This is a genomic window from Streptomyces sp. MMBL 11-1 (assembly GCF_028622875.1).
GTDB lineage: Bacteria > Actinomycetota > Actinomycetes > Streptomycetales > Streptomycetaceae > Streptomyces.
On sequence record NZ_CP117709.1, the window covers coordinates 512,140 to 538,675 of the forward strand.

Sequence of the window (26,536 nt, forward strand, 5' to 3'; positions counted from 1 at the left end):
CCGGCGGCCGGTTCGCGGCCGGCGGGTGTCACCGGATGGCGACGGGTGCCATCGGAGCCCGGTGCGGGGTGTCACCCCGGTCCGGCGTGACAGGTCAGCCGTGACAGGTCAGCAGGACCGGGAGCAGGGGCGTGACCAGGGCGCCCGTGCCCACCGCGCAGCGCAGGGCGGGATGCGCGCGGTGCGCCGGGGCCAGCACGCGCCGGAGGCGGACCAGCACCGTCCGGCCGCCCGCCGCCAGGGCTCCGTTCGGGGCCTCGCCCGCCGCCAGGGTGAACATGGCGGCGGCCAGCGCGCCGCGCGAGCAGCGGCGCAGGGCGTGGTCGTCGGCGGCCATCTCCAGGAGCAGGGGTATCTGCTGCTGGAGATGGCGGGCGAGCGGCACACCGGGGAAGACCCGGGTGAAGGCGTGGGCGGCCGCGAGGACGAGGTGGTGGTGGCCGCGGATGTGGGCCCGCTCGTGCTCGACGACGGCGTCGAGTTCGCCGCCGGACAGGAGGCCGACGGCCCCGCTGCTGATGACGATCCTCGGCCGGCGGCCGGGCAGGCAGTAGGCGGCGGGCTCGGCGTGTTCCAGCACGGTGGCCCGCGAACAGTCCGACCGGCGGCCGACCTTGTCCAGGATCCCGCGGTGCCGGGCGCGGGCGGCGTACGCCCGCCCCGCGTGCGCGGCGAAGCCGGTGAGGTGGGCGGCGGCCACGACGGCGACGGCGGCGAGCCCCGGGCCCGGCAGGAAACCGCCGGACGGGCCGAGACCCAGGGCCGCGCGGCAGGAGTACAGGATTCCGTGCAGATGTGCGCCCGGGGTGGTGAGGTGCAGGGCGGCCAGGGCGACGCAGACGGAGAAGGACGCGGCCAGCGCGAACCACACGGCGACCGCCAGCAGCGGTGACCGCTGGGGCCAGCTGCTGCGGAGCAGCGCGCGGGGGGCCAGGACGCCGACGGCCGCCGCGTAACCGAGGTAGAAGGGGGCGGCGTTCACAGCTCGCCGCCGCGGCCCGTCGCGCGCAGCGCCTCGCGGAGCGCGGCGACTTCCTCCTCCGTCATCCGCTCCACGAAGTGCACGAGGGCGGCCGACCGGTCCCGGCTCGCTCCCAGGGCGTCCTCCATCAGGGCGGCGGAGTAGGCCTCGCGGCTGCGGACCGGCGTGTAGAGCCACGCCTGCCCCTGTTTCTGGCGGGTCAGCCAGCCCTTGTTGTAGAGGATGGTGGCCACGGTCATCACCGTCGTGTAGGCGGCCGGACGGCGGAGGTTGATGTCGTCGACGACCTCGCGGACCGTCGCCGGCCTGTCCCACTTCCACAGGCATTCCATGATTTCGGCTTCGAGCTCTCCGAGCCGTCGCATTCCTTGTCCTCTGATTCCGTGCGCCTTGGCGTGCCCGGGAACCATAGTAGGTTCATGCTCCGTCCCTCCGACGGCCACGACGGACCGCGACGGCCGACAGCCGCGCCGGGCATGCGGCAACCCCCGAACCTCTCAGGGCGTACACATGCCGACCACGGATTCGCACGACCGGCCCGTCCCCCGGCGTGACCGGCACGCACGCGGGGAGGACGCCGAGCAGATCGCCGGGCTCCAGGCCGCAGCGTGGCGCGCGCGGCCTGCGCCGGCATCCTGCCGGCCGCCGAGCTCTGCTCTCGACACGGCCGCCCTCGCCGGCTTCTGGCGCTCCACGCCGGCCGTCCGGGCGGAGCGGGGCGGAACGGGCCGGGTATCTCCGGGTGCTGGAACGACACCCGGGGCCGCGACTTCTACCGGAGCCGTACACGGTGACGGTGACCGCGCCAGTCAGCGGCACCACGCCCTCGATCGCGTGATGCGCCGCGATGTCGGCGCCGAGCGCCGGGAGCGCGCCGACGAGCGACCGCCCCGCGAGGCGGGCCCGCGGGGTCAGCCCGACCTCGGCGGCCTCCGCGCGTCGAAGGCGAAGAGGGTGTTCGCGGCCGCGGCCACGAACACCGCGCGCCCCGCGACGGTCACGCGGGGGCTCGCGTTCTGCTCGCCCGTCAGACCGTCGACCCGGGGATCCGTCGTCCACAGCGGCTTGCCGCTGTCCGGCGACAACGCGACCACCCGGCCGGTGGCCGAGCTGAAGTACAGCGCACCGGCTCCCGCCGCCGGGCCCGACGCACCCTCCACGCCCGTCTGACGCGACCACTTCCTCCGCCCTGTCGCGGAGTCGAACGCCGTGACGAGACCGGCCTGTCCGCTCACGTGGACGGTGCCGTCCGCCATGCCGGGCGTGCCGTCGTACACCTTGTCGAACCGTGCGTAGGTGACCTTCCGCGTGGCCGGGTCGAACCGCGCCACTCCGTCGTACCCGGCCGGCGCCGCTCCCTCGTAGTGCTTCGAGAGGAGGACGAGCCTGCCGCGGGCGGCACCCACCGGCACGACGGGGCCGTCGACCTCCACCGGCCTGCCCAATGCCCCGGAGGCGAGCGCGAGCGTGCGCAGGGTGGGGCGGCGCACGCGCAGGTCGTCCACCTCCACGTCGGCCGCGCACATCGCGAGGAGCCGCGGGCGCAGCGGAACGGGGGCGCACTGCGTGCCGACGGGGAACGGCGTCGTCCAGGTGATCTCTCCGCTGCGGGCGTCCCGGGCCTCGAAGCGGGAGTTGGAGGCGTCGACCGTCACCACGGCGGAGCCGACCACGACGGCGTCCATGGTCCGGCCCGTGACGGCCGTCGACTGGGCGCCGGACGGTACGGACCACAGCTCCCGGCCACTGGCGGCGTCGAGGGCCACCACCTCGCTCCGAGGGCCCTTCGGGGCGTCCTCGGCGGCGAAGCGGTAGCCGAGCACCGTGTCGTCGGTGGCGCCCACCATGTGCATGCCCTGGACGGGGACGCCCGGGCTCTTCGCCGTCCACACCCGGGACCCGTCGTGAGCCCTGAGACGGGTCGCGACGACACCCCCGCCCCCGCAGAACAGCGCGTCGCCCCGCGCGACGCACCGCAGTTCGTCGGGGATGTCCTCACGGCCGCCCGGCACGGTCCCGCGCCACGGCTCGAAGCCGTGCGGAAGCGCGCCCGCCGGTGCCGCGGTGCTCTGTCCCCGCCCCGTGCCGCCGGGGTTCGTGCCGCCGCTGCCGTCGGAGCCGCCCGTCGTCAGCGCGGCGAGTCCCCCGCCGATCGCCGCCACCGCGACCGCCGCCGCGAGCACGGGCCGCCACCGGCTGCGCAGACGGCCGCCGGCCGGTGTGGCGGTGCTCCCCGTCCCGGGGCCCGTCGGGGTGGTTCGCGCCGGGGTCGTCGTGTCCCCCGTCGCAAGGTGAGCCTGCGTGTTCATGTCGCGGGTGCGGCCCGCACCGGGGGCGCCGGCCCTGGCCGCGCCGAGTTCGGCGGGCAGGTCCCGCAGCAGCACGAGGAGTTCGTCCGCCGAGGGGCGCCCTTCGGGCTCCTTGTCCAGGCACGGCTCGACGACCGCCCGCAAGGCCTCCGGCACGGCGTCCAACGACGGTTCCTCGTGCACGACCTGATAGGCCGTCGTATAGGGGCTGTCCGCGTCGAAGGGCCCATGACCCGTCGCCGCGTACACCAGGAGCGTCCCCAGGGAGAAGACGTCGGACCGCGGCCCCACTCCGCGCGGCGCCTGCAACTGCTCGGGCGACATGAAGGGCGGCGTACCGATGACCCGCCCGGTCATCGTCAGCGTCTGCTGGTCCACCGCGCGCGAGATGCCGAAGTCGATGACGCGGGGGCCCTCGGGCGAGAGCACGACGTTCGAGGGTTTCAGATCGCGGTGGACGACTCCCACCCGGTGGATGTCGCGCAGCGCCTCGGCCAGTCCGATGGCGAGCCGCCTCAGCTCCGCTCCGTCCAGCGGGCCGTTCGCGGCGATGCGCTGCGCGAGCGTGGGCCCCTCGATATAGGTCGTCGCCATCCACGGCTGCTCGGCCTCGGGGGCCGCGTCGACCACGGCGGCGGTGAACGCCCCGCTCACCCGTCGCGCGGCGGCCACCTCCTGCCGGAAACGGATCCGGAACTCGTCGTCGCCCGCGAACTGCTGGTGGATCAGTTTGATCGCGACAGGCCGCCCCGAGCTCGTACGGGCCAGAAAGACCGTGCCCATGCCGCCCGAACCGAGCCGCCCCTCCAGCGGATAACCGCCGATCTCGACCGGATCACCTCCGCGCAGCGACACTCTTCCCGACCTCCCGTCCCCCGTGCGTCTCTGCCACTACGGGCCCGCTCACCTGTGCTGCGTCCAAACTAGCCGCAGGGCGGTACTGCGGCACAAAGCGGGTGACGAACAGGCACCGGCCCCACGTCGGACCGCGGTGAAGGGCCCGGGAGTGACACGGCTCCCGGATGTCACTCCGGATCGTTCCGGATGCCCGGCCCGGCACGCCCCCCACTACCTTGTCGACGGCGTCCGCAAGCCCGAGCCGTCCGGACCCCGGGGAGCAGCGATACCGACGACCGCCACCACCGACCGCGACGACGCCACCGCGCTCCGGTGCTCGCCCGCGTTCCTCCCCGGGCGGTCCTCCCGCGCCTCACGGCCCCGGCGGTGGCGGACGCGGGGCGACGAAGCCCGGGGGACGGCCGATTCCATCGGCATGCCCCCGGTGCCTTCTCCGGTCGGCGGCCATCGACCGGAGTTCACGACGAAAGGCACCCCATGGAGAGACGCGGCCCGTACCGCTTCCACCGCAGACTCACCGGACTCGCCCTGGTGGCCGTCGTCTGGGGGCTGGTCATCGGCATGACCGCCCCGGCCACTGCCGCCCGGCCCGGACCCGTACCGCCGCCGGACGGCGACCGGACCGGTGTCTCCCGGTACTTCAGCGGCCCTCAGGGCCTGGCGATCCCGACGGCACCGTGCGATCCCGCCGGTCCGTCGGCCACCGACCAACTCCTGGCCGACCAGCTCAACCCGCAGCTCGACGCGAAGATGGCCGGCTATCTGAACGCGTACAAGATGTCCTGCGCGCGGATGGTCACGCAGGCGGTGAAGGACCGGGGGCTCAACCCGAGAGCCGCGGCGATCGCCATCGCCACGATCATCGTGGAAGCGAGCATGAACAACTACTCCCAGGCCGTCGACCACACCAGCATCGGGCTGTTCCAGCAGCAGGACTGGTGGGGCAGCCGGGAGCAGCGCCTGGACCCGGTCTACGCCACCAACGCCTTTCTCAACGACATGGAGCGGCGGTACCCGGCCGGTTCGTGGAACGGGGCGCCGATCGGCGAGGTGTGCTGGCGGGTGCAGCAACCACGGGAGGACCTGCGCCACTTGTACGGGATCGAGGCGGGCGACGCCACGCTGATCGCGAACGCGTTGTGGTCCGGTACGAGCGGCGGGCCCCGGCACCCGTACGGCTCCGGCCGGGTCGTGTCCGGCCGGTCCGCGGACGGGCGTCTGGAGGCGTTCGCCGCCGGTGCGGACGGGGTGTACCACGCGTGGCAGACCACGGTGAACGGCGCTTGGTCGCCGTGGCGGTTCGCGGGCGGCCCGCGCGACGCCCAGCTATCGGTGGCGGCCAACGCGGACGGACGTCTGGAGCTGTTCGCGCTGTCGGACGTGACGTTCGATCACATGTGGCAGACCGGTGCGAGTGCCGGGTGGTCCGCCTGGGAGAACTTCGGCACCGGGGGGAGCCGGCTGGCGGCCGGCAACAACGCCGACGGCCGCATCGAGGTGTTCGCCTCCAACGCCGAAGGGGTGTTCCACCGCTGGCAGACGGCGCCCAGCGGCGGTTGGTCCGGCTGGGAAGGCACCCACGGCGGACCGGCCGACGCGCGACTCGCCATGGAGACCGCGCCCGACGGGCGGCTGGAGGTCTTCGCGCTGTCCGACTCGACGTTCGAGCACCTGTACCAGACCGGCGTCAACGGCGCGTGGTCCGCCTGGGAGAACTTCGGTACCGGAGGGCACGCGGTCGCCGTCAGTCACAACCAGGACGGCAGGATCGAGGTGTTCGCCTCCAACGCCGAAGGCGTGTTCCACCGCTGGCAGACCGGTCCGGCCTCGTGGTCGGCGTGGACCGGCACCGGCGGGATCCCCGACTCCGAGCTGGCCACGGCGCGGTCGGCCGACGGCCGGGTCGAGGTGTTCGCGATCAACGGCAGCACCGCGGGCCATGCCTGGCAGACCCGTCCGAACGCGGAGTTCTCCGCATGGGAGGCCTTCGGCGAAGGCGGCACGGCCATCGGTGCGGTCAACAACGCAGACGGCCGCATCGAAGTGTTCGGCACGAGCCACGCCGGCGTCTATCACCGCTGGCAGACCGGTTTCGCCACCTGGTCCGCGTGGCTCTGGCTCAACGACTCCGCGGGTCCCGCCGTCGGCTGACCTCCCGCACCTCGGCCCGGGCTGTACGCCCTCCGGGCGGAGGGCACACAGCGTACGAGGTATTCCGGGCGTATGAATCGCGCCAAGCGAGGGGTGGCCCGGGCACGGAGTCCGCGCCGCCCCTCCCCCGATCCGGGGCTCCGGCCCTCCCCCCGGTGACCTTCCCCACTGCGCCCCGCGCAGAACGGGGCATCCATGGCGTCGGACGACGAACTCCAGCCATGTGGCCGAAGTGGACCGGTGAACTCCCCCGCGGGATGAGTATCGTTCCGCTGGTCCGACTGGCCACAAAGAGGACGGGGGGAGCGGTGAGCGGCGTAGTCGTCCATCTGCCGCAGGGGAACGGTGGTGCCGCCGGCGGCAGACCGCACGGAGACACGGTGACGTTACGTCTGGGCCCCGGCGAGGCCGCCCGCTTCGGACGGGGCTCCACGGCCGTCCCCGTCGAGCTGTGCCTCGACGACCCGGCGATCTCCCGGCTCGCCGGGGAGATCCGGGTCATCGACGATCACTGGCAGCTGACGAACCACAGCACCACCCACAGCTACCTCGTGGAGAACCCGGAAGGGGCGGGGGAATACCTGCGGGTGCCGCCGCGACGCGTGGGGGCGCCCATCCCGTTCGAGTTCGCGCGCGTCGTGCTGCCGACCCGCGGCGACGTCGCGATCTCCTTCCAGGTGTTCGCGCCCGACCACCTCTATCTGGACCCGGACGCGATGGGCGGGCCCCGGGGGAACAGCACGGTCACCGCCTACTCGCTGAACGAGACGGCCACGTACTTCCTCGTCCTGGTCGCGCTCTGCGAACCGCGCCTGCGCGACCAGTCGCGCGTGGCGGTCCCCACCACGCCGCGGATCGTCGAGCGGCTCGGCGGACACCTCACCGGGGGCGAGCTGACCGCACGGGCGGTCAGCTCGCACATCGACTACCTCGCCGAGGAGAAGCTGCGCATCGGCGGTCCGGACACCCACGAGGCGGGCAAGGGTGACCGGCGCAACGGCAAGCGGGAGGAGATCGTGGCGCTGGCACTGCGGTTCGGGCTCGTGCGGGAGGAGCATCTCGCGCTGCTGCCGCCCCTGACGGGGGCAGGCGGGCGGGAGCGGCAGGCCACCCGATGAGACCGCCGCACGGCCCGCGGGACACCACCGGCGGCGACGGCGCGGAGCTGCTCCCGCCCGGGTACCGGATCGGGGACTGGGTGGTCACCCGGCCGATCGGTTCCGGGGGCTGGTCCACGGTGTACGCGGCGCGACCGGCCGGGGACCGCGCGGGCCCGGCCGGCGTCGCGCTCAAGGTCATGCCGACCGCCGGACTCGCGCCGCGCCAGGCACGCAGAATCGTGGAGTCCGCACGCCGCGAGGTCGAACTCGGGCGCAGGGCCGGGCACCCCCGGCTGATCGGCCTCCTGGAGTCGTTCGTTCTCACCGCGTCCGACAGCCCCTCACTGGAGGGCGCGATCGTGCTGGTCATGGAGCGGGCCGTCGGCAGTCTGCGGGAACTGATCGACGCGGGGGCGCCCGAGGCCGATCGCGGCGGGCTGATCGAGGGCATCTGCGAGGGGCTCGCCCATCTCCACCGGTCGGGCTGGGTCCACGCGGACCTCAAACCGGAGAACGTCCTGCTCGGCAGGGGCCGGTCCGTGAAGCTCTCGGACTTCGGCCTCGCCACCGAGCTGACGGGAACGCACGCCCATGTGCCTCCGCTGGGCACCCTGGACTACTTCCCGCCCGAGCGCTGGCGGGCGCCCCTCGGCGAACTCGGCGTACGGGTGCGGCCGACCGCGGACATCTGGGCGCTCGGCATCGTCATCCACGAGGTGTTCGCGTCCGGCGGCTCGCCGTTCCCCGGGGCCACGCCCATGGCCCGGGGCGCCGCGGTCCAGGAGTACGGCCAGGGACGCGCGCCCCTGCGCATGGACCAGGCCGTGCCGCCGTTCTGGCGTGCGCTGGCGGCCGACTGCCTCGCCCCGACCCACGAGGCCCGCGCCCCCCATACGGCGGAGAGCCTGCTCGCCCGCATCGCCGCCCACCGGGAGGCGCCCGGGGCCAGGGCGGGACAGCGGGGCGCCCGGGCCCGCGCGGCCGTCCTGGCCACCGCCCTGTGCGGGATCGCCGGCGCGACGCTGTCCTCGGACGGGCTCCGGACGGCCGCCCCCGTGCCCCCGGGCCGCGCGAGCACCGAGCCGCCCGGCACGGTCCAGGTGTACAACGCGGAGCGGGACTGCCGGGGACGGAGCGACCGGGACCCTCGGTGCAGCCTGGGTCTCGCGATCGATCCGGTGCGGCCCTACACCTCGGAGAACGTCGTACCGACCAGGGTGTGGCACGGAGACGTCCTCAGCACCGACTGCCTGGTGCGCGACGGGGAGACCATCATCGACGAGGAGGACCGCCGGTCCACCCACTGGTTCCGCGTCCGTCTGCCGCCCGGCTCGGAGCCCCCGACGGCGTGGCTCCCCGCGGTGCGGGCCAAGGAGCGCCCGGCGCTGCCGGAGTGCTTCTAGGTCGTGTCCGTCGTCGCACCGCGTCATCACCCCGTCCGGGGGGGCGATCAGGGTGACGGCCGGGGCACGGCCCACCGGTGGTGGACCGGTGGGCCGTGCCCCGGATGCGGCGGCTCAGCCATGAGCCCGCGCGGTCACGTCGCCCAGCGGTCGCAGTTGTTGCTGTTCGGGGCGACCCAGCGGTGGGAGCTGATGGCGTCGTTGGCCTTGCCTTCGTCCTCGGGGCCGGTGTTGTTGTGGAACTCGTCGTTGTTGAGGTTGGAGGCGTAGGCCTCGTCCCTCGACAGGCAGATGTGGCCGCCCGCCCAGTCCTGTCCGGTCCCGTTGAAGAACTGGAGCTCGTAGTCGTTCCCCTTGTTCAGGATCGAGGACGCCTCGTTGGTGTCACCGCCCTGGAAGGGTCCGGAGCTGTTGCCCCAGTCCGAGTCCCAGCTGGCGGAGTTGCCGAGGTGGCTCTCGCAGTAGGCGTGCTTGTAGGCGTACATGTACCCGGACTTCGCCGCCGTGTAGTTGTCGCTGCAGTTCGCGGCGGCCTGCGCGGTGGTCGCGGGGACGATCGCTCCGAGGCTCGCGAGGGCGAGAGTCGCCAGGATGGCGGGGATTTTACGCATGGCGCGTCACTTCTCCTTCAATAGGGTGCTGCGAAAGGCTCCGTAGCTGCGATGCTGCGGAAATCCGGGAGGCCAGGGACCGGGCGGTCAGGAGCCGGGCGGTCAGGGACCACGCGGTCAGGTGCCAGAGGCCAGTGGGCAGGGGCCAGGGGCCAGTGGGGCAGGGGCCAGAGGGTCAGGGGCCGGGCAATTCGGTGTTTTCGGGCTGTTGGCCGACGACGCCCTCGGCCCGGGCCAGCGCGGTCAGTCTCAGGCGCTGGTAGGTCGCGATGTCGTCGCTGTACCGCTGGAGCTTCTTGCCGCGGTATTCCCGTTCGAGGGAGCGTGCCGTATCGCCCAGCGACGTCTGCACGGAGCAGGTGGCCTCGGCGACCGCCAGTCCGACCTCGGTCGCGTGTGCCCGCGCGGGGCTGAGTCCCCTGGTGAGCACGTACCGCTTCTCGCGGATCTCTTCGGGGCTCGCATAGTCGTGGCCTGCCGCGCGCATACAGCGGGACCACGCCCTGACCGCCTTCACCAGGCGCTCGTCCTTGACGAGGTCCGGCACATAGAGGGGGGTCAGGCTCGTGGCGGTCTTCTTGGCGCGGAACCAGGTCTCGGGGTCGCCGTAGAGCCGCTCCCCGGTCTCGGCCCGGCAGCCTTCGCGTGGGGTCTGGACGGTGCCGCCCGAGGGCAGTTCGACCGACAGCATGCCCTTCGCGGGGTCACCGCTGAGCGCCTGGGAGTAGCGGACGCGCTCCGCTTCCGACAGAGCGTTGGCGTACGCGGCGTTCGGGTCGTTCAGACGGGCCCTTTCGGACTTCTTCTCCAGCTCTCCGCCGTAGCCGTGCCTGCGCGCCCAGCCGACATCGCTCAGAACGTAGCCGCCCCCCTTCAGCTCGTCCGCCGTCGGCAGGGACCCGATCCAGTACGGGTGGCCCGCCCGCTTCATGCACTCCTGGGTGAGCATCGCCTCGGCACGCTGGATCAGGACCTGTTCCGCGTCCGTCAGATCACGGGTCTCCGCGCCCCGCGCGGCGGCGGCGCGCGGCCGGTCGGATCCGGCCGGATCGACCGTTGCCCCCGTGGTGCAGCCGACGGCGGTGACCGCGGTGACGGCGGCCAACCCGACACCCGCGCAGACGGAACTAAACATGCCTCTCATGCCCGTTGATCCCCCGTTTATCGTGCCCTGACCTCTGCCTCCTACGATCGCCCAGCCGGTGACGGTGAACCAAGGCTGTTGCGCCGCAGCGCAAAAGCTCAGTTCAGGGGGGAGAACGGGATGCTCCGCATACATTTCAGCGAGGTCGACCTGGCCAGAACCAGACTGGCCGCCGGCCCGGACCCGCTGTGGGAGATCGCCGCGAGTCTGCACCGGCTCCAGTCCCGCAAGGGCCGGTGGGCCTACGCCGGATGGCACCGGGCGGCACGGGAGCAGTTGCGGGAGAAGGGGCTGGAACGCCTCGTACGCGGCGTTCTGCTGCCGCTGTATCCCAGAGCCGCGTACTTCCCGGACTTCCTGACTCCGGCACAGGGGGCGGGCGGCATGGCCGCGGGCATGGATTCGGTGCTGGCCACGACTCCGCACCGGGTCCTCAAGGAGATGGGCATCCTCGACCGGACCATCGGGGCCCCTTCGTGGGCCGGACGACTGGCAGGGCTGGAAGCCCGCAAGGAGTTCGTGGGGATGTTGCGCGCCTACTACGAGTCCGTCGTCGTCCCGCACACCGAGCAGGTGCAGGCGAGGATCGAGGCCGAGCGGGCGGCGCGCTGCCGTGCGCTCCTCGACGGCGGCGTGGAGGGCATGCTCGCGGGGCTGGGGCCGCTGCTGCGCTGGCGTCCTCCGGTCCTGGAGGTCACCTACCCCAAGCAGGCCGAGGACCGGGACCTGTACCTGAGCGGCCGCGGGCTCACGCTCGTCCCCTCGTATTTCAACTGGGGTGAGCCCGTCGCCTTCGCCGACCCGGAACTGCCGCCCGTGCTCTGGTACTCGCTGCTCCATGAGTCGGACGCTTCCGACAGCTCCGGGGGGAGCGCGGACGCTCCCGGGCAGCCCTTGACCACCCTGCTCGGGCGGGCCCGGGCGATCGCCCTGTGCGCCGTGTCCGCCGGCGCCACGACCGGTGAGATCGCGCGCGCCGCCGGGGTGTCGGCCTCCTCCGCCAGCAGACACGCGACGGCGTTGCGCGACGCGGGACTCGTCACCAGCGTCCGCAGCGGCCCGACCGTGCTGCACACGCTCACACCGGCGGGCGCGTCCGTGATCCGGGCAGCCACCGGAGCGGGCCGTCGGGCAGGGTGACGGGCAGGAGAGCCCGGCTGCTCGGCGCCCCGGACCGGTATGACGACGCCCGGCCGGTCCGGCCGGGCGTCGTCGTACCGGACTACCGCACGATGTACGGCGCGGACATGCGCGCCGGTACGTCCACGGGTGGGACGCCGGTACGCCTACGGCGCAGGCCCCCGGTACGTCCATGGCGCAGCGGTACGTCCGGGGCGCAGGGGACGGGCGGGTCAGCGGAGTCCGGCGAAAAGGTCCTTCTCGGGCACGGACGTGCCGGTGGGGTCCTGCACGCGCAGGAAGGTCTCCATGCCCATCAGCTCGCCGAACCTCTCCTTGCCCATCTTGAGGAAGAAGATGTTCTCGCCCTGACTGGCGTGCGCGGCCAGGGCGTCGAACTTCTGGCCGCTGAACGCGGTGGTGTCCACCCAGGTGGTGATCTCGTCGTCGGGGAGGCCGATCTCGGCCATCGCGGCTGCCTCGGCGGGATCCGGTTCGGGCATGTCCTCGTGGAACTCGCGCATGGCCTCCTCGAACCGCCGCATCGTCGAGTGGGGCATCGTCGTCCAGTACACCTTCGGCGTCAGCTCGGTCATCTCCAGCGCCGCCATGGTGATGCGGTGGGCCTGGATGTGGTCGGGGTGGCCGTAGAAGCCGTTCTCGTCGTAGGTGACGACGACATCGGGGCGGTAGTGCCGCATGAGCTCCGCGAGTCGGGCGGCGCCCTTCTCCACCGGGGTCTGCCAGAACGATCCGGGAGCCTCGTTGCTCGGCCAGCCGATCATCCCGGAGTCGGCGTAGTCCAGCGTCTCCAGATCGCTGATCCGGAGGACGTCGCAACTCTCCTCCAGCTCCCGACGGCGCATCGAGGCGACGGCCGCCGGATCGTGTCCGGGGTCGCCGGGCTTGACACCCCCCGGTCCGTCACCGCAGCCGCCGTCGGTACACGTCACGAGAACCGTGCGTATGCCTTCCGCCGCGTACCGCGCAAGGACCCCTCCGGTTCCGGTGGCCTCGTCGTCGGGGTGGGCGTGCACTGCCATGAGAGTCAAGGGCCGGTCGGTCATGAAAAGGTCCTCCCGCAGAGATACGTCGTGGTCCGGGCCGGCGGCGTGGGTGCGTGCGTGACACGATCCCGGGGCCCGGAATCCCGACGGGGCGGACGGCCCCGCGGCCCCCGTGTCCCCCCGCCCGCACGGCGCCGGTCCCTTGAACGGTGCAACCGCGCCGACAGGGCCGACTGTTCCCGACCGGGCCCACCATTCTCGACAGGGAGCACCGGAGCGGGGGCAGGGCATGGACGTTGGTGTCATGTCGGGCCGCGGGCTGACGGCCGGTACACCGTCCGGGCCGGGCTGTCCTGTGCTGTGCTGTGCTGTGCTGTGCCATAAACACCGCACGGCTCCGCCCGGCTCCGTCAGGGCACGATCCGCGGGACAGCGCATCAGGAGGGGAAGCATGACCGAGACCAGCGACACCCGGTCCGACGCCGGTGAAGCACCCGGGGCGCCACGGAGCCGGCTCCAGCGTCTGATGCGCTACATCCCACTGGTCGCCCCCGTCCTGCTGTGGACCGTGCCGTGCTGGGTTCTTCTGCACACCGGCCAGCACTGGCCGATCCCCGTCACCCTGACCGGCACCGCGCTGTTCGCCCTCGGCCTGGCCGGTATGCCGCTCGCGATGGTGCGCGGCCACGGCCGGCGACAGCAGGACCGGGCGGCGATCATCGGTGACACGCTGCTGGGCTGCGTCTGGACCCTGTTCACCTGGTCCGTTCTGCTCGGAGTCCTGCTGCGGCTCGCCCTGACCGTGGGCGGCGTCGGTGACGGGCAGGACCGGGCGCGCGTGGTCACCTGGGCCGTCCTCGGCGTCGCCGCCACGCTGCTCGCCTGGGGGTACGCCGAGGCACGGCGCGTGCCACGTGTGCGCCGGCTCGACGTGCGGCTCCCGCGCCTGGGGGCGGGGCTGGACGGGACCCGCGTCGTCCTGATCACCGACACCCACTACGGTCCGCTCGACCGCGCCCGCTGGTCGGCGCGGGTCTGCGAGACGGTGAATTCCCTGGAGGCCGACCTGGTCTGCCACACCGGCGACATCGCGGACGGCACGGCCGAACGCCGTCGCGCACAGGCCGCCCCGCTGGGTACCGTGCGGGCGACCCGGGCCCGGGTCTACGTCACCGGTAACCACGAGTACTACAGCGAGGCCCAGGGCTGGGTCGACCTGATGGACGAGCTGGGCTGGGAGCCGCTGCGCAATCGCCATCTGCTGCTCGAACGCGGCGGTGACACCCTCGTGGTCGCCGGCGTCGACGACGTCACCGCCGAGTCCTCCGGACTGGCGGGCCACCGCGCCCACCTCGCCGGAGCCCTGCACGGCGCCGACCCCGGTCTCCCCGTCCTCCTCCTCGCCCATCAGCCCAAGTTCATCGACCGCGCGGCGGCCCACGGCATCGACCTCCAGCTCTCCGGGCACACCCACGGCGGCCAGATCTGGCCCTTCCACTACCTGGTCCGCCTCGACCAGCCGTCCGTAGCCGGCCTCAGCCGCCACGGCGATCGCACTCTCCTCTACACCAGCCGCGGCACCGGCTTCTGGGGCCCGCCCTTCCGCGTCTTCGCCCCGAGCGAGATCACCCTGCTCGTGCTCCGCTCCCCGCAGCCGTCCGGCTGACGTGCGCCGGCGGTCAGGCGCAGGCCGGACACAAGCCGCGGTAGGTGATCTCCGCCGAGCCGACGGCGAACCCGAACCGCTCGGTCTCGGGCAGGTCACCGAGGGCATCGCCGACCGGGTGGACGTCGCGGACCGTGCCGCAGCCGGAGCACACCAGGTGCTGATGGGGGCGGCGCGCGTTCGGGTCGTAGCGCTTGGCCCGGCCGACGGTGGAGACCTCCAGCACCTCGCCGAGCGTGACGAGTTCCCCCAGCGTGTTGTAGACGGTCGCGCGGGAGATCTCGGGCAGCCGCGCGGAGGCCCGCAGATGCACCTCGTCGGCCGTCAGGTGCACGTGGTCGCCGTCGAGGACCTCCGCGACGACCCGCCGCTGCGAGGTCAGCCGCCAGCCACGGTCCCGTAGCCGCTGAAGGAGGTCGCTCATCTCGTCACCTGCTCCGCTTCGCGGGGGACGCGCGACCCCGGAAGGTCCAAGGACGTCGCATCCCGGCCATTATCGCTTTAGCGCACTTCTTGACTTGGACGAAGTCCATCGTAGGATCGATCCCGGCGACATCCAAGAGACAGGAAGACTCCGGTACGGCAGCAGAGAAGCGTGGTGGGACACCGCCGGTCGACCGCGCGGCGCCGACGAGCGCCGTCCTCGCCGCACCGCCCGGGACCGTCCGGTCCGGCGGTCCGTGAGGTGTACGGACGGCTGCGGCGAGACCTGGCATACAGCGTGGCCCTCCTGCACGGACCGAATCCTCCTCCCCCGTTCAGCGCCCCCACGACCCACCGGGTCCGGAAGGATTGCCATGACCGAGAACCACGAGTCGCAGGTCTTTGATCCCGTCACCCCGAAGTCGCCGGAGACGGCCGTCCCCGAGGTGCCCGAGGCCCAGGCGAGCGGCTGCCCCGTGGCCCACGGCCGCGCGCCGCACCCCACGCAGGGCGGCGGGAACCGCCAGTGGTGGCCGGACCGCCTCAACCTGAAGATTCTCGCCAAGAACCCCGCCGTGGCGAACCCGCTCGGTGCGGACTTCGACTACGCCGCCGCGTTCCGGGCGCTCGACCTTCCCACGGTGAAGCGGGACATCGCCGAGGTGCTCACCACGTCGCAGGACTGGTGGCCGGCCGACTTCGGCCACTACGGGCCGCTGATGGTCCGCATGGCCTGGCACAGCGCCGGCACGTATCGCATCAGCGACGGCCGCGGTGGCGCGGGCGCCGGTCAGCAGCGCTTCGCCCCGCTGAACAGCTGGCCGGACAACGGCAATCTGGACAAGGCCCGCCGTCTGCTGTGGCCGGTCAAGAAGAAGTACGGCCAGGCGCTGTCGTGGGCGGACCTGCTGATCCTCACCGGCAACGTCGCCCTGGAGACCATGGGCCTGAAGACCTTCGGCTTCGCCGGCGGCCGCGAGGACGTCTGGGAGTCGGAGGAGGACGTCTACTGGGGCCCGGAGACCACCTGGCTCGACGACGAGCGCTACACCGGCGACCGTGAGCTGGAGAACCCGCTCGGCGCGGTCCAGATGGGCCTCATCTACGTCAACCCCGAGGGCCCCAACGGCAACCCGGACCCGGTCGCCGCGGCCCGCGACATCCGCGAGACCTTCCGCCGGATGGCGATGAACGACGAGGAGACCGTCGCCCTCATCGCCGGTGGCCACACCTTCGGCAAGACGCACGGAGCGGGCCCGGCCGAGAACGTCGGCGCGGACCCCGAGGGCGCCTCGATGGAGGAGCAGGGCCTGGGCTGGCGCAGCTCGTACGGGACGGGCAAGGGCGGGGACGCCATCACCAGTGGTCTGGAGGTGACCTGGACCAGCACCCCGACGCAGTGGGGCAACGAGTTCTTCCACAACCTCTTCGCGTACGAGTACGAGCTGACCGAGTCGCCGGCCGGTGCGAAGCAGTGGGTCGCCAAGGACGCGGAGGCGACCATCCCGCACGCGCACGACGCGTCGAAGAAGCAGAAGCCGCAGATGCTCACCACGGACCTGTCGCTGCGCTTCGACCCGGCGTACGAGCAGATCTCGCGCCGCTTCCACGAGAACCCCGAGGAGTTCGCGGACGCCTTCGCGCGCGCCTGGTACAAGCTGACGCACCGCGACATGGGCCCGATCCAGCGCTACCTGGGCGCCGAGGTGCCTTCCGAGGTGCTGCTGTGGCAGGACCCGTTGCCCGCGCGCACCGCTGAGCTGCTGGACGCCGAGGACATCGCCGCGCTCAAGGAGCAGGTGCTCGCCACGGACCTGACGGTGGCGCAGCTCGTCTCCGCCGCCTGGGCCTCGGCCGCGTCCTTCCGCGGCAGCGACAAGCGTGGCGGCGCCAACGGCGCCCGGGTCCGTCTGGAGCCGCAGCGCGGCTGGGAGGCGAACGACCCGGACGAGCTGGCACAGGTCCTGCGCGCTCTGGAAGGTATCCAGGAGTCCTTCGACGCGAAGGGCGGCAAGCAGGTCTCCCTGGCCGACCTGATCGTGCTCGCGGGCAACGCGGCCGTCGAGCAGGCGGCCAAGGACGCCGGCGTCGAGGTGGAGGTCCCGTTCACCCCGGGCCGGGTCGACGCCACGCAGGATCAGACGGACGTCGAGTCCTTCGCCGCGCTGGAGCCCGCGTACGACGGCTTCCGCAACTACGCCGGCAAGGCGGCCCGGCTGCCCGCCGAGTACCTGCTCCTGGACCGGGCGAACCTGCTGACGCTGAGCGCGCCGGAGACCACCGTCCTGGTCGGCGGTCTGCGCGTGCTGGGCGCCAATTCCGGCGGCTCGACGCACGGCGTCCTCACCGACCGCCCGGGCACGCTGACCAACGACTTCTTCGTGAACCTGCTCGACATGGACATCACCTGGAAGTCGACGTCCTCGGAGCAGGAGGAGTTCGAGGCCCGCGACGCGACCGGCCGGATCAAGTGGACCGGCACCCGCGCGGACCTCGTCTTCGGCTCCAACTCCGAACTCCGTGCCCTCGCCGAGGTCTACGCGAGTGACGACGCCCGGGAGAAGTTCGTGACGGACTTCGTCGCCGCCTGGAGCAAGGTCATGGACCTCGACCGCTTCGACCTGGTCTGACCGCGCGGCCGGGGCCCGCCGCCTGCTCGGCGCGGCCCCGGCCGAGCCTGCGGCCGCGCGGGGGCGAGGCTTCGCTGTGGTCCCGGCACAGGGCACGCGGAGAGGGACAGCAAGAGCGGCCAGGAGCGGCGACGCCCGGCCGCTGTCCTGCTACCAGCCGGTCTTCACCGCGTTGTAGGCCGTACGGCAATCGGCGTTGGTAGCCTCCGCGGCCAGCTTCTCCATGGAGTTCGTCCAGACCTTCTTGGCCAGCTTCTCCAGCTCACGGGTCTCGGCGGGCACGTTCGGGGCGTACTTCTTGATCGTTGCCAGTGAGGACCTGGCGAACTTGTTGCACACGGGTCCGGCGGCGTTCCGGTAGCGGGTGTCCAGGTCCGCCGCTACGGCCTGGCCGTTCTGCGTCGCCCAGGTGTTCCAGGCCGCGCACGCCGCCTCGGTGAACACCGCCTGGTCGGCCTCGCTCAGCCCCAGCACCTCGCCCAGCATGGTGTTCTTGGCCTTGTCGGGGACCGTGAAGTCCACGACGGGGAACTTGTCGAGGGTTTCGAGCAGCGCCTCCTGACAGGCGGGAGGCAGCGGGGCCGCCTGGGCGGTGGAGGGGGCGGCCAGGGCGGAGACGGACAGGAGAGCCGCGGTGAGGGCGGCGCGCTGGACGGTACGCGAAAGAGTCATGGGGCAGTGCTCCTTGCACGGGGAGTGTGGCGGTACGGGCACCACGTCAGCGCCCGACGGCTTCAGAACGATCACCGCCTTTCGCAGGTCACGGGCCTTTCGCCGGAACAAGCCGGGGCACACGGGCTCGTCGGCCGTCCGTGCGACGGGCGAAGAGGCCGGGCCTTCCGGCCGTCCCGGGATCACCCGGGCCCCACGTGTTCCGCGGACGGGCCGGACTCCGCCGCGGGCAGGGGCGCGCGCGGGCCCTCGGCCGTCCCGCGTCCGCGTCCGCGAGGAGAGGGAATCCCTCTCGTCCGTCCCGTCCGGAGCGCGTTGCGGGTCCGCCGGCGGAACACCAGGAACCCGGCCGACGCGGCGCCGACGAGCCAGAGGCCCTGGATCACGAGCCCTCGGGCGGCCGAGGCGTCGGAGAAGGCCGCGGACATGCTGGCCTGCACAGCTCCGTACGTCGGGAGGAAACGCACGACGGCGCTGTCCGACCCGGAGCTGGAGAGGGGGTTCTGCAGGGCGACGTCGAGGATGCTGATCATCAGGATGGCGAACATGCCCTCGACCTCCCGGCGGAGTACCGATCCGAAGACCACGCCGAGCGCGCCGTAGGTCAGAGCCGCGCAGAACAGGGCGGCGGCGAGGAGAAGGGGCTGTCGCGGCGGCCAGGCGACTGCGACGACGACCGTGGCGTACGCCGAGACGGCGATACAGACCAGCGTGAGCGCGGAGAGCTTGGCGAGGACGAGGTGATACCGAGGGTAGCCCGCCATCGCCAGGCGGCGGTCGAAAGCGCCTCCCGTGAAGGTGGCCGCGAACATCATGAACCCGGCGATCAGTGTGACCGCGTTCAGCGCACCGGTGATCTGGGTGAGGTGGTTGCCGGGCGGGGACAGGATCTCGCCGGTGGCCCGGAGGCGGAACGGGGCCGGCTGATCGGGAATGGTCACATAGGCGAGAGCGATCCATACGGGGATGTACACGACCACCAGCAGCATCGCGAACCGGTTGCGGGCGTGCCCGGTCAACGCGTACCGGGACGCCGTGACGAACAGGAGCCAGTGCCGCCTCACGCCGCCGCCTCCGTGGGCCGTTCCGGGCGGTGGAGACGCCCGTTCTCCAGGCGCCAGAGCAGATCCAGCCGGTCGATGTCGTACGCCAGGTGCGAGACGACCAGGACCGAACGCCCGGCGTCGCGCAGCCTCGTCGCCAGCTCCCAGAAGCGCAGATACGTCTCCCAGTCGAACCCCTGGTAGGGCTCGTCCAGCAGGAGCACGTCCGGATCGTGCATGAGTGCCAGGGTCAGGTTCAGCTTCTGCCGCGAGCCCCCGCTGAGCAGGCCCGCACGCCGGTCGAGGTACTCGGTGAAGGCCAGGGTCTCCATCACCTCTTCGGCCCGCCGCAGGTCCGCGAGACCGAACGCGCTCTTGAAGAGGTCGAGATGCTGGCGGACGGTGAAGGAGTCGTCCAGAACCACGGACTGCGGGCAGTAGCCGAACCTGCCGTGGTGACGCACCGAACCCCGGTCCGGCCTGAGTTCACCCGAGAGAATCTTCAGCAGCGTCGTCTTGCCCGCGCCGTTCTCCCCGACGATTCCGGCGAGGGTGCCGGGCCGTAGCCGGAGGTCGACTCCCCGGAGAACGGCGTGCTGCCGGTAGGAGTGGTGCACATCGTGGACGTCCATCGTCTCGCTCCGTCGTACCAGGTCTTCGCTACGGCCGCGGAACCCCTCCTCGGCCGGCCGGTCGGCGGGCGCCCGGCCCGGCGCCCGGCCAGAAGGTGTCCGGCCGGGTCGTGTCCGCGAAGTCCCGCCTGCTCGGCGGCCTCCGGGCGGACGGCGCTACGGTCGCGACACGCCCTGGGCGGAACCGATCCGCTCGTGCCCAACGAGCCGGCCGCGCGGCGGAAACGGCACCGCACACGCGCCCGCCCGCCCGGCGTCAACCCGGCGCACCACCCGTCACGCGTGCGACGGGACTACCGCCGACAACCGCTCCCGGGGCGGCGGGCGGTGGCTAGCGTGACCCGCTCCACGCACCGGTGCCACGGGCATGGAGCCGTCGTCACACACAGGTACGCACAGGGAGAGGCCGGTCAGCCATGCGGAGAACGTGCGTGATCGGAGCAGGCCCGTCCGGACTGGCCACGAGCAAGGTCCTCGCCTCGCGCGGCCTTCCCTTCGACTGCTTCGAGGCGGGTTCGGGCATCGGCGGACTCTGGCGCTACGGCAACGACAACGGGATGTCGGGGGTGTACGCGTCCCTGCACGCGAACATCTCCAAGGAGAGCATGTCCTTCTCCTCGCTGGCGATGCCGGAGAGCTACCCGGTCTTCCCGCACCACAGCAAGGTCCTCGCCTACCTGGAGCAGTACGCCGCGTCGTTCGACCTGCACCGGCACATCGGGTTCGGCACGGAGGTCACCTCCGTACGGCCCCTGGACGACGGCGGCTGGGAGGTCGTCCACCGGCGCCGTGGGGAGGCGGAGGCCCGGACTCGGCGCTACACCGAGGTGGTGGTGGCCAACGGGCACCACTGGGACCCGCGGTTCCCGGACCCTGCCGTTCCGGGCGCCGACGTCTTCGGGGGCTCCGCTCTCCACTCGCACGCCTACCGCTCCCCCGAGCCGTACGCCGGCCGGCAGGTGCTCGTGATCGGCATGGGCAACTCCGCGTGCGAGATCGCGGCGGAGATCTCCCGTACGGCGGCCCGGACGTTCCTCTCCGCGCGCGACGTGGCGCACGTGTTTCCCAAGATGCTGCTCGGCCGGCCGGCCGACCACCTGGCGGTGAGCCCGCTGGCCGCCCTCCCCCGGTTCCTCAAGGGCCCGGCGATGGCGCTTCTCCTGCGGCTGACCCGTGGCGCCCCCGCCCACTACGGGCTTCCCGAACCGGTCCGCGGGCCCCTCGCCGCTCACCCCTCGACCTCGGACGAGCTCCTCGTCCAGCTCGCCCGGGGCGCGGTCACCCCTAAGCCCGGCGTCAGCTCCTTCGGCCGGGACACGGCGGCCTTCACGGACGGCAGCCGCGAGAGGGTGGACGCCGTGGTGTACGCCACCGGGTACTCCCTCTCGTTCCCCTTCCTGGACCCCTCCGTGTTCGCCGCCCCGGGTGGCCGCACGGAGCTCTATCTGCGCACGGTGCCGCCCCGGCTCCCCGGGCTCTACTTCATGGGACTCGCTCAACCAGCGGGCGCGGCTTTCCCGTTGCTCGAACCGCAAGCCGCATGGGTGGCCGACCTGATCGAGGGAACGGTCCGCCTGCCGGCGCCGGCGGAGATGACACGGGCGATCGCCCGCGCGTGGCACCAGCACGAGAAGGCCTACGCGCCCACCTACCGTCACGGGATCGAGATCGACATCCGCTCCTACCGGCGGGCCCTCCGGCGGGAACTCCGGGCAGGCAGGCGGCGGGCCCGTGGCGCGCTCCCGCCCCGGTCCGCCGCGGCCCCTCCCGCGCCCGCGTCCACATCCACGTCCGACGCCGTGTGATCCCCCGGCCCGCTCCGTGCGGTCGGTACGGAGGAGCACCCGCCCGGCTCACGTGGGCGTCGAGCTCTCCGTCAGCTCGTCCACGGCCCGCTGCCACAGCTCCGGCAGCAACTCCCCCAGCGGGAGGGCGCGGTCGGCGACGAAGGACACCTCCGCCCAGTCGCCGAAGAACGACAGCCCCACCGCGAACAGATGCCCCGGCACGAGCAGGGGCAACAGGGCGGTCCCCGTCACCTGCGTCTCGCCCAGACTCCCCTTGTCGGCGAGCGGCATGGAGGTGGCCATGACGTTGGTGACGCGTGGCGAGAGCATCCTGCGCAGGTACCACTCGGTGGGGCCGTCCGGCATGAAGCGGACCAGGTCCTGGATGGCCTGCCGCCATGTCTCGCCGCGCAGCTTCCGGGTGGTCGCCATGACCTGATCCAGGCGTCGCAGGGACGCCTCCCCGTCCCCGGAACCGTCCGGGTGCCGCGAGCGGGTCCGCACGGGCAGGTCGAGCGGCAGGGCGAAGCAGCGGTTGCCCCACGTCTGCTCCTCGTCGGCGCGCCGGGCGTCGACGGGCAGTACGGCCGTCACCCGGGGAAGCGGCACCCCGGCGCGTGCCGACCAGACCGACAACGCCCCGGCGAGCGCGGCCAGATGGACATCGTGGGCCGAGCCGCCCCGCCCGGCGCCGATCCGGCGGAGGGTGTCCACCGGTGCGCGGCCCCGCCACAGCCGCCGCTCGCCGGAAGGCGCGAAGGCCGCGTCCGGGCGGTGACCGCGAACGGCGAAGGAGCCGGCCACGAACCTCGTGGCCAGGGCGACGGCCGTACCGGCCCGCCGGGGCACTCCGGACGGACGGCTCCGGCCCGGGACGGGGCGCGCCGACGGCTCCCCCTCGCCCAGCATGGCCCGGAAGGTCATGGCGGCGGCCGAGCCGTCCTGGCAGGCGTGGTGAAAGCGGTAGCAGACGGCGTACGCGTCGGGATCGTGGCCGTGGATCAGCCAGATCCCCCAGTAGGAGCCGGGGGCGAACGGGGCGTTGAGCGCGGTGTGCAGGGCGCGGTCCCAGCCGTCGGGTCCGTCGGCGACCACCTCGTGCACATGCCGGTCGACGGCGAAGTCCCCGGCCGGCTGCCACCGGGGCCGGCGGCCTCCCTCCACCCGGCTCGTGAGCAGCGGCAGTGCGCCGAGGCGGTGGCCCACGTACGCGCGAAGGTCCGCCAGAGCCGGGGGCGGACCGCTGAGATACGCGACGCCGCCCGCGTCCCAGCGGACGTCGGGCCGACGGCGCTCCAGTTCGAGGAACGCGCGGTCGACCGCGTGGGTGGGGTGGCGGGGCGAAGGAATCCGCCGGTCGGATCGGTCGGACGGGGCGGGCAGGGTGGGCTGCTCGGGATCGGGCATGGGGTTCGGTGCTCCCATTCGGGCCGGAGGCGATGACGTTGACGGCAGAGGGGCGGAGGGACGCGAGCGGAGAGCGGCAGGAGGCCACCGGCGTGCCGGGTGGGCCGCCCGGCCGGCCGCGGCACGCTGCCCGGTCCGTCCGGCCATCAGGATGACCACCGGCCGGGACCGGTCCATGCGGCGCCCGCCCGCCGCCCCGGCCTCGGCGGCCGGATTCCTGTCGGCTCCGGCGGCCGCCGACCGTATCCGCTCCCGGGCCTCGCGGCTCCCGGTTCCCGTGTCCCGGCGTGCCCGCGGCCCCACGCGACGGCGGCCGCCGTCGGCATGCCGACCGCTGAGGGGGCGGTCCGGGTCCTCTGCGGCGGGTTCCCTCGAAAGAGGGATGGGGCTCCGATCACCACCGTGGGGCCCGGCCGTGTCCGGTGGTCCCGCGAGCCCGGTCCGCGCAGTCGGCGGCGTTCCGCGCCCCGAACCGTGGGGAAGCGCACCGGCCGGGGTGCGACGTACTTCGTTCGGGTGAGCGGGAGGAATCGAGGCGCGTGTCCCGTTCGCCGTCTGCCATTGTGTGCCGTGCGCCGGAGATCACCGGCCTGCGAGGGCCGAGAGACCCCGTCGGACGGGCCACCGGGGAGCCGGCGAGCACGGCCGCACCGGATCGGCCGGACGCCCGGACCGTGCGCGGTGCGATCGTCGTCACGTATCCGCGATGCGGGACGGCCGGTGACATCCGCTCCCCGCACCCGGTCGCCGCCACGGCGCTGCCCCCGCCTCCACCCTCCGCACCCGGCCAGGGACCGCCCCTCTCACCGCCCTTGGAGCCACGCTCGTGCACGTCGCACTCACCGGCGCCACCGGATTCCTCGGACTGCGCCTGCTCCGCCGGCTGCTCGCCACGCACCGGACGGTGACGGTCCTGGCCCATGCCGGTTCGGGGAACGCTCTGCACCGCATTGCCCGGTTCTTCGAACTGACAGGCTCGCCGGAGGCCTTCGTCGCCGAACTCCCCCAGCGGCTCAGGGTGGTGGAGACCGACCTGACGCTGCCACGGCTGGGCCTGTCGGGACGGGACTTCCAGGAGCTGGCCGACGGCCTCGGCACGATCTGGCACAGCGCGGGCAGCATCAATCTGGAAGGGGACCTTCCCGAGCTGCGACGGACCAACGTCGAAGGGACCCGGTGCGTGCTGGACCTGGCGGCCGCGGGCAGCGGGGCACCCGTGGTCCGTCATGTGAGTACCGCCTTCGTGGCCGGCGGGCGGCGCACCGGGGTGGCGTACGAGGACGAGCTGGACGCCGCCGACGGCTTCGAGAACGCCTACGAGCAGTCCAAGTACGAGGCGGAGCTGCTGGTTCACGCGTGGGCGCGGGAGCACGACCGTCCGGTCCTGGTCCTGCGGCCGAGCGTCCTGGTCACGGACCTGCCGCCGCACCCCGAGCTGCCCTCGCACCCGTTGCAGGTCGTCGAGCGGATCCTGCGTGACGCGCACGGTGCCGCGGGGACCGGGGATCGGCTCCGCGTCCGGACGGTGGGGCATCCGCACGGCCGGCTGAACCTGTTGCAGGTGGAGCACGCTGCCGACGTCATGGTGCGGCTGGCCGGGTTGCCGCCGTCGGGAGGGGTCGACACGTACCACGTCGTCCACGACCGCGATGTGCCCGTACCCACGGTCGTGGACCTCCTGGAGCGGCTGGTGCCCCTCTCGATCGACCTGGTCGCCGCCAAGCCGGACGACCCGTCGGCGCTGGAGGCGCTGCTCGATTTCTACCCGGGCCTGACGGCCTACCTCGCCCATCGGCGACGGTTCGACGACACCCGGGTCAGAACCCGGCTCGGGCCGTCGGCGGCCTGCGCCCCGGTGGGCCTCGACTACCTGTGGTCCGGGCTGGCCCCCCGGGGCGAGGCGCTCCCGCTGTCGCCGGGCGCCCCTCCGGCCGCCCTCCCGTCCGCCCCGTGCGCCTGACCAGCAGCCGACCCGTCCCGTTGGAGCCTTCCCGTGTCCGTCCTCGCCGCTCCCGGCCCCCCTTCCGCGTCCCCGCCGGCCTTCTCGCCCGAGGGGATCACGGCCCATGTCCGCCGGATCCGGGAGCCCGTGCATGTCGTCAGCGGGCCGGACGGCCGGGAGCGGGGGATCGCGACCGGCGCCGCACCCGCCTGTCCGGTGCTCGGCACGCTGCCCCCGCTGTACCCCGAATGGCTCGGCGGTCGCACGTTCTGCGAGGCGCACGGCATCCGTTTCCCCTATGTCGCGGGGGAGATGGCGAACGGCATCGCGACCGCCCGGATGGTCTCCGCGACGGCCCGGGCGGAGATGCTCGGCTTCTTCGGCGCGGGCGGTCTGGCCTACACCGAGGTGGAGCGGGCCGTGCACACCCTGGCGCAGGAGCTGGGGTCCCTCTCGAACTGGGGCGTCAATCTCATCCACTCACCGGCCGAACCGGAGCTGGAGACACGCGTCGCCGAGCTTCTGCTGCGCCACGGTGTTCCCCGCATCTCGGCGTCGGCGTTCATGGAGCTGACCCCGGCGGTCGTCCTGTGCTCGGCGCACGGTCTGCGCCGGGCCCCGGACGGCGACGTCGTCCGGCGTACGCGCCTGCTGGCGAAGGTCTCCCGGCCCGAGGTGGCCGAGAGGTTCCTCTCCCCCGCGCCGCCCGCGCTGCTGGACTCCCTCGTCGCCCAGGGGAAGCTGACCCGCCAGGAGGCGGCTCTGGCGGCCCTGGTGCCGGTGGCCGAGGACATCACCGTGGAGGCGGACAGCGGCGGACACACCGACAACCGGCCGTTGTCGGTCCTGCTGCCGCGGATCGCCGCCCTGCGTGACGCGGTGTGCCGGAAGTTCGGCTACCGCCGGCCGGTCCGGCTCGGCGCGGCCGGCGGTCTCGGCACACCGGACGCGGTGGCCGCCGCATTCGCCCTCGGCGCCTCCTACGTGGTCGTCGGGTCGGTGAACCAGACGGCCGTCGAGGCGGGCCTGTCCGACGAGGCCAAGGCGATGCTCTGCGACGCGGACGTCTCCGATGTGGCCATGGCGCCCGCGGCCGACATGTTCGAGCTGGGCGTGAAGCTTCAAGTGCTCTCCCGGGGCACGATGTTCGCTCAGCGGGCGGGCCGGCTCCACGCGGCGTACCGGGCCCACGGGTCGCTGGAGGAGATCCCGTCCGCGCTGCGCTCCGCCATCGAACGCGACGTGCTGCGCGCCCCGTTCGATGAGATCTGGCGGCGGACGCGCGCGTTCTGGGAGCAGCGCGATCCCGGGGAGATCGCCCGCGCGGAGGCCGACCCGAAACACCGTATGGCCCTGGTCTTCCGCTGGTATCTGGGCAGTTCCAGCCGGTGGGCGATCACCGGGGAGGGAGCGCGGCGGGCCGACTTCCAGATCTGGTGCGGACCGGCGATGGGCGCGTTCAACCGGTGGGTGGCAGGCTCGTTCCTGGCCGAACCGGCGCAGCGTTCGGTGGTGCAGATCGGCCTCAACCTGCTGGAGGGGGCCGCCGTGCTCACTCGCGCCCATCAACTGCGCACGTACGGAGTCCCCTTGCCGGCCGAGGCGTTCACCTACGCGCCCCGCGAGCTGGCATGAGCGGCCTCGGCGCCA

20 protein-coding genes are annotated in these 26,536 nt (G+C 72.9%); 9 read left to right on the forward strand and 11 right to left on the reverse strand.

The features are described from left to right. Positions 1–94 precede the first annotated feature (94 nt). From PSQ21_RS02255 to PSQ21_RS02265, 3 genes are all read right to left on the reverse strand, one after another. Entirely contained in the window at positions 95–982 is an 888-nt protein-coding gene (locus tag PSQ21_RS02255; RefSeq protein WP_274028708.1) for a M56 family metallopeptidase, read from the reverse strand. Continuing rightward, positions 979–1,347, reverse strand: a complete 369-nt coding sequence (locus PSQ21_RS02260) for a BlaI/MecI/CopY family transcriptional regulator (protein WP_274028709.1) — start codon at positions 1,345–1,347, stop codon at positions 979–981. Before PSQ21_RS02260 ends, PSQ21_RS02255 begins: the two co-directional genes overlap by 4 nt. Before the next feature lie 546 nt (positions 1,348–1,893). Further along, complete coding sequence (locus PSQ21_RS02265; protein ID WP_274028710.1) at positions 1,894–4,146, reverse strand: protein kinase domain-containing protein; 2,253 nt, start codon at positions 4,144–4,146, stop codon at positions 1,894–1,896. Between the two features lie 480 nt (positions 4,147–4,626). Between PSQ21_RS02265 and PSQ21_RS02270 the strand changes: the two genes are divergently transcribed. The 3 genes from PSQ21_RS02270 (at position 4,627) to PSQ21_RS02280 (ending at position 8,803) form a co-directional block, all read left to right on the forward strand. Continuing rightward, positions 4,627–6,300, forward strand: coding sequence for a peptidase M23 (locus tag PSQ21_RS02270; RefSeq protein ID WP_274028711.1), 1,674 nt, complete (start codon positions 4,627–4,629; stop codon positions 6,298–6,300). Positions 6,301–6,608: 308 nt separating this feature from the next. Beyond that, positions 6,609–7,418, forward strand: coding sequence for a serine/threonine protein kinase (locus PSQ21_RS02275; RefSeq protein ID WP_274028712.1), 810 nt, complete (start codon positions 6,609–6,611; stop codon positions 7,416–7,418). Then, positions 7,415–8,803, forward strand: a complete 1,389-nt coding sequence (locus PSQ21_RS02280) for a serine/threonine-protein kinase (protein ID WP_274028713.1) — start codon at positions 7,415–7,417, stop codon at positions 8,801–8,803. The genes PSQ21_RS02275 and PSQ21_RS02280 overlap by 4 nt, the downstream gene beginning before the upstream one ends. A 134-nt stretch (positions 8,804–8,937) precedes the next feature. Here PSQ21_RS02280 and PSQ21_RS02285 read toward each other — a convergent pair whose 3' ends face one another. Further along, positions 8,938–9,414: a hypothetical protein gene (locus PSQ21_RS02285; protein ID WP_274028714.1), complete on the reverse strand. Its 477-nt coding sequence runs from the start codon at positions 9,412–9,414 to the stop codon at positions 8,938–8,940. A 175-nt stretch (positions 9,415–9,589) separates the two neighbouring features. Next, on the reverse strand, positions 9,590–10,558 hold the full coding sequence (locus PSQ21_RS02290; protein ID WP_274028715.1) for a hypothetical protein: 969 nt from the start codon (positions 10,556–10,558) through the stop codon (positions 9,590–9,592). Positions 10,559–10,678: 120 nt separating this feature from the next. On the opposite strand from PSQ21_RS02290, the gene PSQ21_RS02295 reads away from it, so the two are divergent. Beyond that, a complete protein-coding gene (locus tag PSQ21_RS02295) occupies positions 10,679–11,698 on the forward strand; it encodes a MarR family transcriptional regulator (protein WP_274028716.1) in 1,020 nt (339 codons plus the stop codon). A 212-nt stretch (positions 11,699–11,910) separates the two neighbouring features. Here the strand turns inward: PSQ21_RS02295 and PSQ21_RS02300 are convergent, their stop codons facing one another. Next, a complete protein-coding gene (locus PSQ21_RS02300; protein WP_274028717.1) occupies positions 11,911–12,744 on the reverse strand; it encodes a PIG-L family deacetylase in 834 nt (277 codons plus the stop codon). Between the two features lie 391 nt (positions 12,745–13,135). Here PSQ21_RS02300 and PSQ21_RS02305 point away from each other — a divergent pair, with 391 nt between their 5' ends. Beyond that, positions 13,136–14,350, forward strand: a complete 1,215-nt coding sequence (locus PSQ21_RS02305) for a metallophosphoesterase (protein ID WP_274028718.1) — start codon at positions 13,136–13,138, stop codon at positions 14,348–14,350. A gap of 13 nt (positions 14,351–14,363) precedes the next feature. Here the strand turns inward: PSQ21_RS02305 and PSQ21_RS02310 are convergent, their stop codons facing one another. Beyond that, entirely contained in the window at positions 14,364–14,774 is a 411-nt protein-coding gene (locus tag PSQ21_RS02310; RefSeq protein WP_274028719.1) for a Fur family transcriptional regulator, read from the reverse strand. Between the two features lie 373 nt (positions 14,775–15,147). On the opposite strand from PSQ21_RS02310, the gene katG reads away from it, so the two are divergent. Further along, positions 15,148–17,403: a catalase/peroxidase HPI gene (katG, locus tag PSQ21_RS02315; RefSeq protein WP_274028720.1), complete on the forward strand. Its 2,256-nt coding sequence runs from the start codon at positions 15,148–15,150 to the stop codon at positions 17,401–17,403. A gap of 150 nt (positions 17,404–17,553) precedes the next feature. Here katG and PSQ21_RS02320 read toward each other — a convergent pair whose 3' ends face one another. The 3 genes from PSQ21_RS02320 to PSQ21_RS02330 all read right to left on the reverse strand — a co-directional run bounded on the left by PSQ21_RS02320 (position 17,554) and on the right by PSQ21_RS02330 (position 19,750). Further along, positions 17,554–18,075 (reverse strand): hypothetical protein, encoded by a 522-nt coding sequence (locus PSQ21_RS02320; protein WP_274028721.1) that lies wholly within the window; start codon positions 18,073–18,075, stop codon positions 17,554–17,556. 182 nt (positions 18,076–18,257) lie between these two features. Then, positions 18,258–19,139: an ABC transporter permease gene (locus PSQ21_RS02325; RefSeq protein WP_274028722.1), complete on the reverse strand. Its 882-nt coding sequence runs from the start codon at positions 19,137–19,139 to the stop codon at positions 18,258–18,260. Then, positions 19,136–19,750, reverse strand: coding sequence for an ABC transporter ATP-binding protein (locus tag PSQ21_RS02330; protein WP_097869109.1), 615 nt, complete (start codon positions 19,748–19,750; stop codon positions 19,136–19,138). The genes PSQ21_RS02325 and PSQ21_RS02330 overlap by 4 nt, the downstream gene beginning before the upstream one ends. Before the next feature lie 431 nt (positions 19,751–20,181). Here PSQ21_RS02330 and PSQ21_RS02335 point away from each other — a divergent pair, with 431 nt between their 5' ends. Beyond that, entirely contained in the window at positions 20,182–21,555 is a 1,374-nt protein-coding gene (locus tag PSQ21_RS02335) for an NAD(P)-binding domain-containing protein (RefSeq protein ID WP_274028723.1), read from the forward strand. Positions 21,556–21,603: 48 nt separating this feature from the next. On the opposite strand, the gene PSQ21_RS02340 is transcribed toward PSQ21_RS02335, so the two are convergent. After that, positions 21,604–22,944: a wax ester/triacylglycerol synthase domain-containing protein gene (locus tag PSQ21_RS02340; RefSeq protein WP_274028724.1), complete on the reverse strand. Its 1,341-nt coding sequence runs from the start codon at positions 22,942–22,944 to the stop codon at positions 21,604–21,606. A gap of 826 nt (positions 22,945–23,770) precedes the next feature. Here PSQ21_RS02340 and PSQ21_RS02345 point away from each other — a divergent pair. Continuing rightward, positions 23,771–24,904 (forward strand): SDR family oxidoreductase, encoded by a 1,134-nt coding sequence (locus tag PSQ21_RS02345; RefSeq protein WP_274028725.1) that lies wholly within the window; start codon positions 23,771–23,773, stop codon positions 24,902–24,904. Positions 24,905–24,937: 33 nt separating this feature from the next. Next, the gene (locus tag PSQ21_RS02350; RefSeq protein WP_274028726.1) at positions 24,938–26,521 is read left to right on the forward strand and encodes a PfaD family polyunsaturated fatty acid/polyketide biosynthesis protein; all 1,584 of its coding nucleotides are present in this window, start codon (positions 24,938–24,940) and stop codon (positions 26,519–26,521) included. The last annotated feature ends 15 nt before the right edge of the window (positions 26,522–26,536 follow it).

Bases quoted from the DNA above. Each gene is read 5' to 3' on its own strand.
- PSQ21_RS02285 (WP_274028714.1), bottom strand. From the start codon at position 9,414: ATGCGTAAAATCCCCGCCATCCTGGCGACTCTCGCCCTCGCGAGCCTC.
- PSQ21_RS02330 (WP_097869109.1), bottom strand. From the start codon at position 19,750: ATGGACGTCCACGATGTGCACCACTCCTACCGGCAGCACGCCGTTCTC.
- PSQ21_RS02280 (WP_274028713.1), top strand. From the start codon at position 7,415: ATGAGACCGCCGCACGGCCCGCGGGACACCACCGGCGGCGACGGCGCG.
- PSQ21_RS02310 (WP_274028719.1), bottom strand. From the start codon at position 14,774: ATGAGCGACCTCCTTCAGCGGCTACGGGACCGTGGCTGGCGGCTGACC.
- PSQ21_RS02320 (WP_274028721.1), bottom strand. From the start codon at position 18,075: ATGACTCTTTCGCGTACCGTCCAGCGCGCCGCCCTCACCGCGGCTCTC.
- PSQ21_RS02270 (WP_274028711.1), top strand. From the start codon at position 4,627: ATGGAGAGACGCGGCCCGTACCGCTTCCACCGCAGACTCACCGGACTC.
- PSQ21_RS02305 (WP_274028718.1), top strand. From the start codon at position 13,136: ATGACCGAGACCAGCGACACCCGGTCCGACGCCGGTGAAGCACCCGGG.
- PSQ21_RS02260 (WP_274028709.1), bottom strand. From the start codon at position 1,347: ATGCGACGGCTCGGAGAGCTCGAAGCCGAAATCATGGAATGCCTGTGG.
- PSQ21_RS02295 (WP_274028716.1), top strand. From the start codon at position 10,679: ATGCTCCGCATACATTTCAGCGAGGTCGACCTGGCCAGAACCAGACTG.
- katG (WP_274028720.1), top strand. From the start codon at position 15,148: ATGACCGAGAACCACGAGTCGCAGGTCTTTGATCCCGTCACCCCGAAG.
- PSQ21_RS02290 (WP_274028715.1), bottom strand. From the start codon at position 10,558: ATGAGAGGCATGTTTAGTTCCGTCTGCGCGGGTGTCGGGTTGGCCGCC.
- PSQ21_RS02300 (WP_274028717.1), bottom strand. From the start codon at position 12,744: ATGACCGACCGGCCCTTGACTCTCATGGCAGTGCACGCCCACCCCGAC.
- PSQ21_RS02340 (WP_274028724.1), bottom strand. From the start codon at position 22,944: ATGCCCGATCCCGAGCAGCCCACCCTGCCCGCCCCGTCCGACCGATCC.